Annotated in this window: 17 protein-coding genes; 10 read left to right on the forward strand and 7 right to left on the reverse strand. The window is 63.5% G+C overall.

Features of this window, described 5'->3' with window-relative positions; translation table 11 throughout:
* The first annotated feature begins 264 nt into the window (after nt 1-264).
* The 5 genes from PKE71_RS06205 (at nt 265) to PKE71_RS06225 (ending at nt 6,586) form a co-directional block, all read left to right on the forward strand.
* Nucleotides 265-1,461: a DUF932 domain-containing protein gene (locus PKE71_RS06205; RefSeq protein WP_065382763.1), complete on the forward strand. Its 1,197-nt coding sequence runs from the start codon at nt 265-267 to the stop codon at nt 1,459-1,461.
* A 125-nt stretch (nt 1,462-1,586) separates the two neighbouring features.
* Complete coding sequence (locus tag PKE71_RS06210; protein WP_065382762.1) at nt 1,587-3,644, forward strand: ParB/RepB/Spo0J family partition protein; 2,058 nt, start codon at nt 1,587-1,589, stop codon at nt 3,642-3,644.
* A gap of 96 nt (nt 3,645-3,740) precedes the next feature.
* Nucleotides 3,741-4,781 carry a DUF7146 domain-containing protein gene (locus PKE71_RS06215; protein ID WP_065382707.1) on the forward strand — a complete coding sequence of 347 codons (1,041 nt, stop codon included), beginning with the start codon at nt 3,741-3,743 and terminating at the stop codon, nt 4,779-4,781.
* Between the two features lie 320 nt (nt 4,782-5,101).
* Nucleotides 5,102-6,040, forward strand: coding sequence for a DUF2493 domain-containing protein (locus tag PKE71_RS06220; RefSeq protein WP_065382896.1), 939 nt, complete (start codon nt 5,102-5,104; stop codon nt 6,038-6,040).
* Nucleotides 6,041-6,160: 120 nt separating this feature from the next.
* On the forward strand, nt 6,161-6,586 hold the full coding sequence (locus PKE71_RS06225) for a hypothetical protein (RefSeq protein ID WP_065382895.1): 426 nt from the start codon (nt 6,161-6,163) through the stop codon (nt 6,584-6,586).
* Nucleotides 6,587-6,821: 235 nt separating this feature from the next.
* Here the strand turns inward: PKE71_RS06225 and merA are convergent, their stop codons facing one another.
* The 4 genes from merA to PKE71_RS06245 are packed head-to-tail and all read right to left on the reverse strand — an operon-like array spanning nt 6,822 to nt 9,201.
* Complete coding sequence (gene merA / locus PKE71_RS06230) at nt 6,822-8,246, reverse strand: mercury(II) reductase (RefSeq protein ID WP_271186094.1); 1,425 nt, start codon at nt 8,244-8,246, stop codon at nt 6,822-6,824.
* A gap of 4 nt (nt 8,247-8,250) precedes the next feature.
* The gene (gene merF, locus PKE71_RS06235) at nt 8,251-8,484 is read right to left on the reverse strand and encodes a mercury resistance system transport protein MerF (RefSeq protein ID WP_139069000.1); all 234 of its coding nucleotides are present in this window, start codon (nt 8,482-8,484) and stop codon (nt 8,251-8,253) included.
* Between the two features lie 4 nt (nt 8,485-8,488).
* A complete protein-coding gene (locus PKE71_RS06240; protein WP_065383361.1) occupies nt 8,489-8,794 on the reverse strand; it encodes a heavy-metal-associated domain-containing protein in 306 nt (101 codons plus the stop codon).
* A gap of 17 nt (nt 8,795-8,811) precedes the next feature.
* Nucleotides 8,812-9,201, reverse strand: a complete 390-nt coding sequence (locus PKE71_RS06245; RefSeq protein ID WP_065383360.1) for a mercuric transporter MerT family protein — start codon at nt 9,199-9,201, stop codon at nt 8,812-8,814.
* Between the two features lie 76 nt (nt 9,202-9,277).
* On the opposite strand from PKE71_RS06245, the gene PKE71_RS06250 reads away from it, so the two are divergent.
* Complete coding sequence (locus PKE71_RS06250) at nt 9,278-9,724, forward strand: MerR family transcriptional regulator (protein ID WP_065383359.1); 447 nt, start codon at nt 9,278-9,280, stop codon at nt 9,722-9,724.
* A gap of 497 nt (nt 9,725-10,221) precedes the next feature.
* Here the strand turns inward: PKE71_RS06250 and PKE71_RS06255 are convergent, their stop codons facing one another.
* Nucleotides 10,222-10,356 (reverse strand): hypothetical protein, encoded by a 135-nt coding sequence (locus tag PKE71_RS06255; protein WP_255360663.1) that lies wholly within the window; start codon nt 10,354-10,356, stop codon nt 10,222-10,224.
* Here PKE71_RS06255 and PKE71_RS06260 point away from each other — a divergent pair.
* The gene (locus tag PKE71_RS06260; RefSeq protein ID WP_065383358.1) at nt 10,355-10,687 is read left to right on the forward strand and encodes a DUF736 domain-containing protein; all 333 of its coding nucleotides are present in this window, start codon (nt 10,355-10,357) and stop codon (nt 10,685-10,687) included. The two genes, PKE71_RS06255 and PKE71_RS06260, sit on opposite strands and share 2 nt — an antisense overlap.
* Nucleotides 10,688-10,730: 43 nt before the next feature.
* Here the strand turns inward: PKE71_RS06260 and PKE71_RS06265 are convergent, their stop codons facing one another.
* Nucleotides 10,731-10,958 (reverse strand): helix-turn-helix domain-containing protein, encoded by a 228-nt coding sequence (locus tag PKE71_RS06265; RefSeq protein ID WP_271186095.1) that lies wholly within the window; start codon nt 10,956-10,958, stop codon nt 10,731-10,733.
* Nucleotides 10,959-11,129: 171 nt separating this feature from the next.
* On the opposite strand from PKE71_RS06265, the gene PKE71_RS06270 reads away from it, so the two are divergent.
* Both PKE71_RS06270 and PKE71_RS17625 read left to right on the forward strand, forming a co-directional pair.
* Nucleotides 11,130-11,405, forward strand: a complete 276-nt coding sequence (locus PKE71_RS06270) for a DNA -binding domain-containing protein (protein ID WP_271186096.1) — start codon at nt 11,130-11,132, stop codon at nt 11,403-11,405.
* Nucleotides 11,406-11,536: 131 nt separating this feature from the next.
* On the forward strand, nt 11,537-11,944 hold the full coding sequence (locus PKE71_RS17625) for a transcriptional regulator domain-containing protein (RefSeq protein WP_370337555.1): 408 nt from the start codon (nt 11,537-11,539) through the stop codon (nt 11,942-11,944).
* Here the strand turns inward: PKE71_RS17625 and PKE71_RS06275 are convergent.
* Nucleotides 11,862-12,080, reverse strand: coding sequence for a hypothetical protein (locus tag PKE71_RS06275; protein ID WP_271186511.1), 219 nt, complete (start codon nt 12,078-12,080; stop codon nt 11,862-11,864). The two genes, PKE71_RS17625 and PKE71_RS06275, sit on opposite strands and share 83 nt — an antisense overlap.
* Here PKE71_RS06275 and PKE71_RS06280 point away from each other — a divergent pair.
* Entirely contained in the window at nt 11,982-12,251 is a 270-nt protein-coding gene (locus tag PKE71_RS06280; protein WP_271186506.1) for a DUF2285 domain-containing protein, read from the forward strand. The genes PKE71_RS06275 and PKE71_RS06280 overlap by 99 nt on opposite strands.
* Nucleotides 12,252-12,328: the final 77 nt, after the last annotated feature.

Consider the following 12,328-nt stretch of genomic DNA (forward strand, 5'->3'; position numbering starts at 1 on the left):
TACGCCGCGTTGAGTCAATAGATTCTATGAATTTCATGCCATATTTTGCAATAGTTTAGGGAAATATGTGCCGAATATCGATGCAAATGCGCCGTCTGGACGCCAACATATTGCCAACGACCTTCTTGTTGGGGCGGTGTCGCAACGCTGAGATTCTCTGCTTTCGTCGGTGCAAGAGAGAGTGAGAGTTCGGCGGCTTTCGCCGTGACGGGTTTGGAGGTCGAGAGAGAGTCTCCCGGCCGGCCCGTCCACGGAGATTGACCCATGACGAACCTTGAAACCCTGGACGGTCGGCGCGACGCGAGCGGCGGCTACAAAGTTGATATCTCGCGCGGAGAGCGGATCGGCCGCGTCTCCTCGGAATGGTTTTCCCGGCCGGATGATGAGCGCTATCTGTCCCTGTCGGAGCTTTACACCTCGGTGAAAGGCCGCGCCGAGCGCAGCCGCACGCGGACGGTCGAGAGCGCGGTGATCCGCGTCGAAGCCCATCGCGACGATCCGGAAAACCTGGCGCTCATCCTGCCCGACGCCGAGGCGCCGGTCGCGCCGACCCATTGGAGCTTCGGCCAGCTCGCCAGCCTGGTCAGCGCGCCGGCTGCCTATCTGCGCCAGCTCCCGGCGCCGCTTGCGGGCATCAACCTGCAATACGGGCTCACCTCGCACCGCGCCGAGCAGATCAAGACGCTGGAAACCGAAGACGGGCGCACGGAACTGCGCGCCGTCACCGGCCCGGATTATGGCCGCATCTACGACCACGAACTCGTGGCGGCCGTGCAGAAGATCGCGGGGAATGGAACTGGCGATACGCGCTGGAAAGTGCCCGGCACGCTCGACTGGTCGAGCGGCGTCTACAACCCGATGGTCGACATCACCAAGGATACGACCACGCTCTACGCCTCTGACCGAGACGTCTTCCTCTTCCTGGTCGACGACATGAACCCGATCGAGGCGGGCAAGCTGCCCGACGGATCTCCCGATCTCTATTTCCGGGGCTTCTATTGCTGGAACTCGGAGGTCGGCGCGAAGACGCTCGGCATCGCCAGTTTCTATCTGCGCGCCGTCTGCCAGAACCGCAATCTTTGGGGCGTCGAGGACTTCCAGGAAATCAGCATCCGGCATTCCAAATACGCCGCCAATCGCTTCGCGCACGAGGCGGCGCCAGCTCTGACCCGCTTCGCAGATTCCTCGCCGCGACCTTTCGTCGAAGGCATTCGAGCAGCGCGCGAGCGGATCGTCGCGCGCAACGATGACGATCGCACCGACTTCCTCCGTAGGCGGGGCTTCTCCAAGGCGGAAACGGCCAGGATCGTCGAGACAGTCCTCGCCGAGGAAGGCCGCCCGCCCGAGACCGTTTTCGACTTCGTGCAGGGCATCACCGCCGTCGCCCGGTCGAAGCCGCAGCAGGACGCCCGGCTCGATATGGAGGGCAAGGCGAAGAAGCTTCTGGAGCGCGCGACGTAGCTGCGGCCAGCGCTCCGTCTCTCCGGTCCGTCGCTTCCTCAAGAGGAAGAGGCGGGCCGGGTTTTTCGTGACGGGTTTGGAGGTCGAGAGAGAGGCTTTCGGCCAGCCCGTCGCGGAGAACTGACATGACCAAGTCTCAGAAGATCACCCTCAGCGCCTCGCGCGACATCCCCTTCAACAAGCTGGTGCTGAGCCAGTCCAATGTCCGGCGCATCAAGGCTGGCGTCTCGATCGAGGAGCTCGCCGAGGACATCGCCCGGCGCACGCTTCTGTCCTCGATCACCGTCCGGCCGGTGCTGGATGAGGCCGACGCGGAAACCGGCATGTTCGAGATCCCGGCCGGCGGACGCCGCTACCGGGCGCTCGAACTTCTGGTCAAGCAGAAGCGGCTGAACCGCACAGCGCCCGTGCCCTGTATCGTGCGCACGGACGGCCTCGCCGAAGAAGACAGTCTCGCCGAGAATGTTCAGCGTGCGCCGCTTCATCCGCTCGACCAGTTCCGCGCCTTCCAGGCAATGCGCGAAAAAGGCAAGAGCGAGGAAGAAATCGCGGCGGCCTTCTTCGTCTCGGCGAATGTTGTCAAGCAGCGGCTCAAGCTCGCCGCTATCGCGCCGTCGCTTCTCGACGCCTACGCCGAGGAGGAACTGACCCTCGACCAGCTCATGGCCTTCACGGTCAATCCCGACCATGAGCGCCAGGAACAGGTCTGGGAGTCGATCAAACGGAGTTACGCGAAACAGCCCTATGAAATCCGCCGCATGCTGACCGAAGGCGCCGTGCGCGCCTCCGACCGGCGGGCGCAGTTCGTCGGGCTGGGCGCCTATGAGGCGGCCGGCGGCGCCATCCTTCGCGATTTCTTCCAGTCCGACGATGGCGGATGGCTGCAGGACGCAGGCCTGCTTGCGAAACTCGTCGATGAAAAGCTCGAAACCGATGCGGAAGCGATCCGCGCCGAGGGCTGGAAATGGATCGAGATCGGCACGGATTTTCCCTACGGCCATACCTACGGTCTGCGCCGGATCATCGGCGAGACCGAGCCGATGAGCGAGGACGAGATCGCGAGCTTCCACGCGCTGAAGACTGAATACGACAAGCTCGAAGACGAGTACGCCGACGCCGAGGAGTTCCCGGAAGATATCGACACCCGGCTCGGCGAGATCGAAACGGCGATGGAAGCCTTGCAGGAGCGCCCCGTCCGCTTAGAACCGGATGAAATCGCCATGGCCGGCGTCTTCGTCAGCATCGGCCATGACGGCCGTCTGCGTGTCGAGCGCGGCTATGTCCGCCCCGAGGATGAACCTTGCGTCGAATCCGACGGACAGGACGAGGTCGATGGGATGGACGCGTCTGCCGAGGAGGACGTCGACGACGCTACGAACCCGGATGCCAGCGACGAGGCGGAAGAGGAAGACGATGGTCTGAAGCCGCTCTCCGACCGCCTCGTCATGGAATTGACGGCGCATCGCACGCTCGCCCTTCGCGACGCGCTTGCCAACGATCCGCAGACGGCATTCCTCGCCGCCCTGCACGCGATGACGCTGCGGCTCTTCTATCACTATCCGCTGGATAGCTGCGTCGAGATCACGCCGCACAGCGCCGGTTTCGGCGCCCAGGCGCCGGGTCTCGGCGACACGGCTTACGCGCTCAGCATCGACGCTCGCACGACGAGTTGGCTAGGGGCGCTGCCGAAAGCGCCTGAAGATCTGTGGGACGCACTGGTCAGGTTCGACAACGACAGCCGCGAGGCGCTGTTCGCGCATTGCGTCGCCATGACGGTGAACGCCGTCCATGAGCCGTACAACCGCCGCCCGCGGGCGCTCGCCCATGCCGATTTGCTGGCGACGACACTCGGGCTCGACATGGCGAGTGCGGGCTGGACGCCGACGGGCGAGAGCTATCTGGCACGCATCACCAAGGCCCGCATTCTGGAAGCGGTGCGCGAAGCCAAGGGCGACGAAGCGGCCGACCGCATCGCCAGCCTCAAGAAACCGGAAATGATCGCGGCGGCCGAAGAGCTTCTCGAAGGGACCGGTTGGCTGCCCGAAGTACTGCGCATGCCGGCTCTCCCTGAGAGCGAAGCGCAATCGGCGGATAACGGCGGCGAACCGGCCATGGGCGATTCCGCCGTCATCACCGATGATGAACCTGTCACCGGCAACGCCTTCGCCACTGCGGCCGAGTGACCGGGAGCCAAGCCCCCCAACGGCTCCCGCAGCCGCCCCTGGAGCCCGCCCAATGTGGCGGGCTCCTTCTTTTTTGCTCTCAGCATGGAGGCGCAAATGAACAGCGCAGCATCCGAAATCGCACGACGGCTCGGCCGCGAGGCGGAGGCCGTCTGCCGCCATTACCTGTCTAACGGTCGCAAGCAGGGCCGATACTGGATCGTCGGCGACATCGAGAACACGCCCGGACGCAGTCTTTATGTTCGCCTGACGGGACCAGCCCACGGTCCGGGCGCCGCCGGAAAATGGACCGACGCCGCCACGGGCGAACATGGCGACCTGCTAGATCTCATCGCCGGCGCCCGGCAACTTCGCACATTCGGCGAGACGCTTGATGAGGCGAGGATCTTCCTGAGCCTCCCACGACCTGAACCGCCAACCCGCGAACGCGTGGTCGCGCCCAGAGGATCGCCGGAGGCTGCGCGGCGCCTCTTCGCCATGGGAAGACCGGTCGGTGGAACGCTCGCCGAGCGCTATCTTCATCGACGCGGTCTTTCCGGGCTTGGCGACGCGCCAGCGCTGCGATTTCATCCGTGCTGCTACTATTGGCGAGAAGGTCAGCCCCAAGACACCCCACCGGAGACCTGGCCTGCATTGCTCGCCAAGGTCACGGACGGGAACGGCAATCTCACCGGCGTTCACCGCACATGGCTCGATCCGGCGACGGCTCGCAAGGCGCCCCTCGATCCATCACGCAAGGCGATGGGGAACCTGCTCGGCCATGGCGTGCGGATCGGAACTGTGAGCGACATCCTCGCTGCTGGCGAAGGGCTGGAAAGCACGCTCTCCGTGCGCATGGCGTTGCCCAACATGCCCGTCATATCCGCGTTGTCGGCCAATCATCTCGCCGCGCTGATCCTGCCGACCGGGCTTCAGCGTCTCTATATCGCCGCCGACGCCGACGAGGCAGGCGCCATGGCCGTCGCCAGTCTGGCCGAACGCGCAGGTGTACTCGGTATCGAGACGATCCGGCTTTCCCCTTTTGGCGGCGACTTCAACGAAGATCTTCGCAAGCTCGGGCGGGACGGACTCCGGACGCATCTGGGTCAGCAACTGGCCGAGCCCGAGCAATCGCGGTTGCTTTCCGACGAACACTGAGCGGCTGAGCAGGCCCGTCACTGGTCTGGTCGCCATCGTCAGATCATCTCCTAATTCGAGAGCCTCGCCTTCGGCCTTCCGAGAGGAGCGAGACGGAGCGGAGACTGGCCGGGCCGGCAACGGCTGCGGCGTCACTCTTTTCCGCCGCCGGGCATAGAGGCCCGGCTTTGCATCGCGAAACAAAAGAGCGCCGCCTCCGCCGTCCTCCACCTTTGGCTCCGGCCGCCGTGACCGGCGGTGCAGTCCCGGCCAGCCCCCGCTTTCCCGTCGCTCGGGAAGGCCGCGAGAGGCGCGGCCCATGCCGAACAGGAGACGATCCCATGACCGCCGAGACCACCGAACCAATGGCCAGCTCCGCAACCGCGGCCGTACTCGAAGAATTGCAGCTCTATGGCTATCGGGCTTTTGCCGACGAGCCCGACCCGAGACCCTTACCCGAAGCCGACGCCCTCCAGGGTGCGATAGCCGACATCTTCGAAGCGCTCGCCGCCACGCTGGAAGACACGCGTCTCGAACCGGATCTCGAAGACCTGCTCTGGTCATTGACGAACCTGTTCCATCGCACAGCCGCCCGCGTCGACCGCGACCTCGACGACAACGAGCAGGCCCAGAAACGATCACAGCGTGAACAGGACGGCTCGGAAGTACGCTCGGTAGAACTTGAAGCCCTGACGGCTCAGGGCGTCACTCTGATCGAGCGGCGCAACGCTTACGAGCTCATGCGCGATATCGCAGCCGATCACTTCGAAACCCATATCGGTCAGACTTGGCGACCGCACTCAGGATCACGGATCAGTCACCGTACGCTGACAGCGGCCATGATCGACAGCCGCGACTTTCTGTCGGCGAAGCGACGCGCGGAGATCGAACCGCTTCTGCCCACCGGGCCACGGGTCGCCTTCTCCGGCGGGCTCGACGTCACCGACCATCGGGCCATCTGGGCGGCACTGGACCGGGTCAAGGCCAAACATGCCGACATGGTGCTTCTGCATGGCGGTTCGCCCAAAGGCGCCGAGAAGATCGCCGCTTGCTGGGCCGATAACCGCAAATGCCAGCAAATCGTCTTCAAGCCCGACTGGAAGCGCCACGGTAAGGCTGCGCCATTCAAGCGCAACGACGCGCTTCTTGAGGCGATGCCCATCGGTCTCATCCTCTTTGCAGGCTCCGGGATCACCGACAATCTCGCCGACAAGGCCAAGAAGCTCGGCGTCCCACTCTTCGATTTTAGACCGAAGAAAAACACTGCGCAGGCAGCGTGATGCATAGAACGCATCACTTGATGCGCGCGCCGGAAGGTTCCGGCGCGCGCCGCTTTGCGCTATACTTCGAAAAGCGCCATGGCGGTTGGTGGAGGCGCTCCATCCAAAAGGAGACCGCCCATGTTTCTGTCCGCATTGCTGAGTGTTATCGGCCTTGGTTTTCTATGCTGGCTCTTGTTCAGCCTGGCTGTCTATGCGCTTCCATTCTTCGTCGCAATAACAGCTGGCTACTACGCCTTTGAAAGCGGCGCGGGACCGATCGGAACGGTCGCCGTCGCGCTGCTTGGCGGCGCTATAGTCCTTGTTCTCGGACAAGTGGCCTTCGCTACAATCCGCTCACCGATTATCCGCCTTGCGCTCGGGGCACTTTACGCCTTGCCGGCAGGTCTTGCTGGGTTCCATGCAGTGAAGGGTCTTTCACAAGCCGGCGGCGCAGGTGAGACTTGGACGCTCGTCTTCGCCACTGTCGGCGCGATCATTGTCGGCGTCACAGCATGGGTGCGTATTGCGTCTCTTGCAGGGCCAGAAGCACCTCACCCGCTTTGAAAGCAGCCGCTCGAAGAGATCGCAGCGAATTCAAACTTCGAGCCCACCTTGTTCATCGTTGCAGTAAGCACCACAGTCTCGAGAGGGCGGATTCCGATCGTTCGCTGCGCCAATGTTGAATACCGGTTCGCAGACGCTGAGTTGCCACGATCGTGGCAACTTTCTCACTCTATATCCCAATTGTCCTGAGATCGGTCGCCAGTTTAAATGATGTATCAATACTCGCGTTTTTGGATCACCCCGCACAACAGGACAGTTTCGCCACGTCCATGTCGAAGGTCTGCGCGGCGAGCTTCAGGCCCTCGGCCGTGGTGAGATAGGGAAAGATCGTCTCGCCGAGCGCCTTTGTCGTCATGCCGAACTTCAACGCCAGGACGAGCGTCTGGACACTGTCGGCTCCCTCCGGCGCCATGATCACGCCACCAAGGAGGCGGTCGGTCTGGACATCCGCGATGAGCTTGATCAGGCCGCGGGTGTCGCGGGCGGCGAGCGCGCGGGGCACGTTGTCGAGGGTCAGCACACTGGTCTTGACGTCATGACCCGCCGCGCGCGCCTGCGCCTCGATCAGCCCGACGCCGGCGACCTGCGGATCAGTGAACACCACCCACGGCATCGCGGCGTTGTCGTAGCGCTCCGCCCCGCCCAGTACGGCGTTGCGGGAAGCGAGCTTGGCTCCATAGGCGGCCATGTAGACGAACTGGTCTCGGTCGGTGACGTCGCCCGCCGCAAAGATGCCGGCCTTCGTGGTCTGCATGTCATCGCCAACCCGGATCGCACCGCATGCGTCGGTCTCGACGCCCATCCCCGCGAGGTCCAGCCCCTCGGTGTTGGGCGCGCGTCCCGTCGTCAGGACGAGGCGGTCGGCCGTCAGTTCGCGCTCCGCGCCATTCACCGTCACGGTCAGCACCGCACGGTCCCCGTCGCGCCGCGCGGTGTGGTAGGTCGCGCCATCGACGATGGCAAGACCTTCGGCGCGCAAGACCTCGGTGAGCGCCTGCGCCACCTCCGGCTCGGTGCGCGGCAACAGGTGCGAGCGGCAGACGATCGTAACCCGCGTGCCCATCCGCGCCATCATCTGCGCCAGCTCCACTCCGATATAGCCGCCGCCGAGGAAGATCAGGCTTTCGGGCAATCGGTCCATCTCCAGCAGCGACGTGCTGTCGAGCGTTGGTGCGTCCTGGATCCCAGGGATGTCGGGCACGGCGGGTCGGCCACCGGTCGCGACGATCACCTTGGGAGCCGTGATCCTGCGCCCGCCGACCTCGACCCCGCCGGGGACGAGACGCGCTGGACCCTCGTCGAGATAGGTCACACCGCCGTAGCCCGGCAACAGATCGGCGTACTTCTTCTGGCGCAGAGTCGCGACAAGATCGTCCTTGGCCGCAACCAGCGTCGACCAGTCGGCGACCCGCGCCTCGCCGTGCAGGCCCGGGAACCGGCGCGCCGACTGCGCACCGTACAGGGCTTCTGCGGCCCGGATCATCATCTTGGACGGCACGCAGCCCACGTTCACGCAGGTGCCGCCGATGGTGCCATGCCCAATCAGCGCGACCCGTTTGCCACCTTCCGCGGCGGTGATCGCGGCCGAGAACCCGGCCGATCCGGCGCCGATCACGGCAAGGTCGAAATCGCCCTTGGGCGCGCAGCAATCGTCTTTCATCAAGTCATCCATCCGTTCGAGTGGTCTGGCGCCGCTGCCGTCTCCAGACCGCGTACACGGTCAGCCCGACGAAAATGGCGAGCGCGGGCAGCAGAACGTAGTCAAGCCAGCCCAGCCAGGCCGACAGCCCCACGGCGCCGAGAAGCACGACCAGCACCGGCGTGAAGCAGCAGAGCGCCGCGATGACGGTGCCGACGACACCTGTCGCGATCAGCTTGCGGTCGGTCTGCTCGGTCATCCCGTCAGCCCGCGATGCGCGCCGGGTAGCCTGCATTGGCCGACGCGGTCGCTATGGCGTCGGCACTGGTAGTGGAAGTATCGAAGATGACCGTGGCGGTGCGCGCCTCGAAGTCGATCTCGACGGCACGGACGCCGGCGACGCCTTCCATCGCGCGCTTCACCGTCACGGGGCAGAGTGCGCAGGTCATGTTGTCGACGGTGAAGGTCACGGTCTGCTCGGCGGCGACGGACTGCGCGGCAACAGGGATGGCCGTGATCGGCGCGACGGCGGTCAGGCCGAACAGCACTAGTGCAAGGATCTTCTTCATGGGGTTTCCTTTCGGGGTCAGTAGAGCAGCGGCGCCCACCAGTCGATGGTGAGCGCGGCGACGACGAGGATCAGGGATGCCCAGAGCGCAGTCTTGGTAATCCGCGCCGAGGATGGCCTTGCGCAATAGGAACCGGGCTCGCAGACGGTCGGCTTGCGGAAATACACCTGCCGGAATCCCACCCCGATGAAGCCGAGCGCAATGACAGCGAAGATCGGCTTGTATGGCTCCAGCGCCGTCAGGTTGCCGATCCAGGCCCCCGAGATGCCGAGGGTCAGCAGCACCAGCGGCCCCACGCAACAGGCCGAAGCGAGGAATGCGCCGAGCACCCCGCCCGCCGCGAGCCAGCCCTTTCGGGCCGGGCGATCCGCGCCAGTGCTGTCAATTCTGTCGTCTGTCAGCGCCATGTCGCGCACCTCTCGTCTGTGATTGACGATGGGTGTAAGGTCTGTAGCAACTACAGGCTCAAGAGGAAACTTGCTCATGACCGATCACAAGCGCGAGAGCGGCTTCACACGCGGAGACCTGGCCCGGGCGACCGGCTGCAACATTGAGACGATCCGCTATTACGAGAAGACCGGCCTTCTGCCCGACCCGCCGCGCACCGCCGTCGGCTACCGGATCTATTCCGCCGCACACGCCACGCGCCTACGCTTCATCCTGCGCGCCCGCGAACTCGGGTTCTCGATGGAGGACATTCGTGGGCTGCTGGGGCTCGAAGACGGCACGGCGCCGACCTGTGCTGAGGTCAAGGAGCGGACGGAACGCCACCTTGTCGATATTCGCACGAGGATCGCGGATCTCCGGCGAATCGAAGCCGTCCTCGCCGCAACCGCATCCAGGTGTTCGCGCGCCAAGGCCCCGGACTGTCCGGTGCTCGACGCAATTACGCACCCATACAAAAACGCCGCAACCATAAACAGCTCGTGAGCGGTCATTCATTAAATTGCCGGTCGAACGGCGACTCTGGGCCGCGAGCGAAACTGCCGGCGAGTAACGTCAATAGTAGCCCGGTCCGCATAGCCCCTTTTCCAGCTGCTCCCCAGATGTCAGCTTCTTGACTGAAATTCGCAGCGCGTGCACCGGGCTCACCAGAGAGTGCTGTGGCGGAATTCGTGCGCTGACAGCGGGGGGGCGTTCGAGCGCGCCGCTTCGGACGACGACAATTCACAGCCTTGTCGATCTGTCCTCCCCGGATGACATCATTCATCTCTTGGCCCAATGCGAGCAACCATCTTTCGAAACAAGTTGCCGGCGTTTATCGGTAATCGCTGACGACTTTCAACGGTTCTCTTGAAGCTCATCACCCACGCCCGACGCGGCCTCTCATGGACTGATCTGGCCGGGATCGGCTGACGCCTCGACCGCCTTGGCCGCAACGGCGGCGCCGGACTTTCTTCCCCTGGGCGTCGCCCATTCCTCGCGAGTCAAGAAACTCTGTCTCCGCCGTCCTCCTCTGCGCTGCGGGCCGCATGGGCTGCGTCGGCGGTCGTCCCGGCCTCGTCGATCGCCATCGAGGCCGCGACGGGCGCGGGCTCGAAAGCCAAAAGGAGAACTGACATGGCCACCATCGGAACTTTTAAGAAGTCCGCCAACGAATACGTCGGCGAAATCGTCACCCTCAGCGTTCAGGCGAAGAATGTAAGGATCATCCCGGAAGAGGACCGCGTGAACGAGAACGCACCCAGCCACCGCGTCTTCGTCGGGCGCGCCGAGATCGGCGCCGCCTGGTCCAAGCGCTCGAACGAGGGCCGTGACTATCTGAGCCTCAAGCTCGACGATCCGAGCTTCACCGCTCCGATCTACGCCAACCTCTTCGACGACACCGTCATCGAAGGTGAAGACAGCTACAGCCTCATCTGGTCTCGGTCGCGCCGCCAGAGCGGCGATTGACGCCCCCGGTAGCCCCTCCCGGACTAGCCGGGAGGGGTAGCCATCATGCCTTTCGGCTCTTCCCATGATCGTCCAGAAGTGCCGCCGGTTTGACGTCGAGCGCTTCGGCCACATGCCAGAGCGTAATGATGGTGACATTCTGCTGGCCGCGCTCCATCGCGCTTATATGCGCGCGGTCAACGCCCATTCTGTCCGCCAGGGCGGCCTGGCTGAGGCCAGCTTTCTCTCGAAAAAACTGCAGGTTTGCGCCAAATACTTCCCGAATATCCATCCGCCAGTAAAATGCGGATCGCGTATTTTAATGCGACGTACTATAATACGCGGAACTGGGCAGGCCCCCCAGCCCTGTCGCAGCTGGATCTGGAAATTTCAACCGACCGGCGCTTGCGTCGATTATGGTTTCCGGTTCATTAATAAGAGCGCCAGACCCGTAGGGACGCCGATGCCCGCCAGCCAGTTCACGATCGCCGACACACCGCCGAACGACGCGGCCGTGACCGTCTATGACCGTGACCATTTGAAGCTTTACATGCGTCTTCTGGATGCCAATGACGCTGGCGCAACGCTGGAAGAAGTCGCCTCGATTCTACTGGGTATCGACGCTACACAGGAGCCGGAACGCGCCCGTCAGGTTCACGACAGCCATCTGTCCCGCGCACGATGGATGACTGAACAGGGCTACCGCGACCTTCTAAGGAACGGTCTTCCAACCGCTTAGACCGTTCGCCGATGCACCCAGTGCATCACGCGATGCCTGCAACCATACTATGCAACCGCAGATTTGCATTGAAACATCCCAAGGAACTGACGCCGTTCAAATTTTCGGCGCGTTGTTGGGAGGAAGTCGCGATGTCCACCGATTGGCGCGATGACCACGAGTACGATCATTTTGATGATCTCGGAATCTCGGGACTCGCCTGGGAATGCCTTCGGCGAAACGCCGACTATCGCAAAGAATACGATCTGATGAGGGAGGGAAGCGGCGCTCCCGCCGACTGGGGGTTACGATTTTCCAGCGGATCCCAAACTCAACGCGCTCAGCGCTCCTGTCTTCTGGCTGCCCTCCGCAGCTCCAGCTGCGGTCCACCTGATCGCCTCTCTCCCCGACCTCGGACTGGGCAGCGCCATTCTCTCCGAGGCCATCACGGACAGCAGAACCGGCGCCGATGGATTGTCATGGATACGGCTGCAAATTGGCGACGTTCTTGTCGGCGATACGACCGAAGATCAGCCAATCGGCATCCTGCTGCCGATTGATGACGACTGGCACGTAAGGCTTGGCGCCGCCAACCGATTGTATCATCAACTCATCAGCCATCACGCTGATCCACCACTGACGCCACAACGGCGAGAACGCTTGAAACGCGCTCTGCGCACCGTAGATGGTCGACAAAGCGGGGCAACCTATCGCGCCGTCGCTACGGCCTTCTACGGCGCCGACCGCGTCGCCGCCGAACCGTGGAAAACAAGTTCACTCAAAGCGCAAATCGCAAGACTTGCCGCCTACGGCCGCATGATGATCGATCACGGATACAAGCAGCTTCTTCGGGGCAGGAACCGCTGAACTCACACCCGGACCAACGCAACTGTGCCATTTGAACAGTTTCCGTTATGTTCGTCGAATGACGCAGCCATCGCATA

The sequence above is a fragment of the Maricaulis virginensis genome, from assembly GCF_027922185.1.
In the GTDB taxonomy this organism is placed as follows: domain Bacteria; phylum Pseudomonadota; class Alphaproteobacteria; order Caulobacterales; family Maricaulaceae; genus Maricaulis; species Maricaulis virginensis.

Excerpts from the sequence above, each read along its gene's own strand:
- PKE71_RS06205 (WP_065382763.1), top strand. The coding sequence starts at position 265 with ATGACGAACCTTGAAACCCTGGACGGTCGGCGCGACGCGAGCGGCGGC.
- PKE71_RS06210 (WP_065382762.1), top strand. The coding sequence starts at position 1,587 with ATGACCAAGTCTCAGAAGATCACCCTCAGCGCCTCGCGCGACATCCCC.
- PKE71_RS06215 (WP_065382707.1), top strand. The coding sequence starts at position 3,741 with ATGAACAGCGCAGCATCCGAAATCGCACGACGGCTCGGCCGCGAGGCG.
- PKE71_RS06220 (WP_065382896.1), top strand. The coding sequence starts at position 5,102 with ATGACCGCCGAGACCACCGAACCAATGGCCAGCTCCGCAACCGCGGCC.
- PKE71_RS06225 (WP_065382895.1), top strand. The coding sequence starts at position 6,161 with ATGTTTCTGTCCGCATTGCTGAGTGTTATCGGCCTTGGTTTTCTATGC.
- merA (WP_271186094.1), bottom strand. The coding sequence starts at position 8,246 with ATGAAAGACGATTGCTGCGCGCCCAAGGGCGATTTCGACCTTGCCGTG.
- merF (WP_139069000.1), bottom strand. The coding sequence starts at position 8,484 with ATGACCGAGCAGACCGACCGCAAGCTGATCGCGACAGGTGTCGTCGGC.
- PKE71_RS06240 (WP_065383361.1), bottom strand. The coding sequence starts at position 8,794 with ATGAAGAAGATCCTTGCACTAGTGCTGTTCGGCCTGACCGCCGTCGCG.
- PKE71_RS06245 (WP_065383360.1), bottom strand. The coding sequence starts at position 9,201 with ATGGCGCTGACAGACGACAGAATTGACAGCACTGGCGCGGATCGCCCG.
- PKE71_RS06250 (WP_065383359.1), top strand. The coding sequence starts at position 9,278 with ATGACCGATCACAAGCGCGAGAGCGGCTTCACACGCGGAGACCTGGCC.
- PKE71_RS06260 (WP_065383358.1), top strand. The coding sequence starts at position 10,355 with ATGGCCACCATCGGAACTTTTAAGAAGTCCGCCAACGAATACGTCGGC.
- PKE71_RS06255 (WP_255360663.1), bottom strand. The coding sequence starts at position 10,356 with ATGTCAGTTCTCCTTTTGGCTTTCGAGCCCGCGCCCGTCGCGGCCTCG.
- PKE71_RS06265 (WP_271186095.1), bottom strand. The coding sequence starts at position 10,958 with ATGGATATTCGGGAAGTATTTGGCGCAAACCTGCAGTTTTTTCGAGAG.
- PKE71_RS06270 (WP_271186096.1), top strand. The coding sequence starts at position 11,130 with ATGCCCGCCAGCCAGTTCACGATCGCCGACACACCGCCGAACGACGCG.
- PKE71_RS17625 (WP_370337555.1), top strand. The coding sequence starts at position 11,537 with ATGTCCACCGATTGGCGCGATGACCACGAGTACGATCATTTTGATGAT.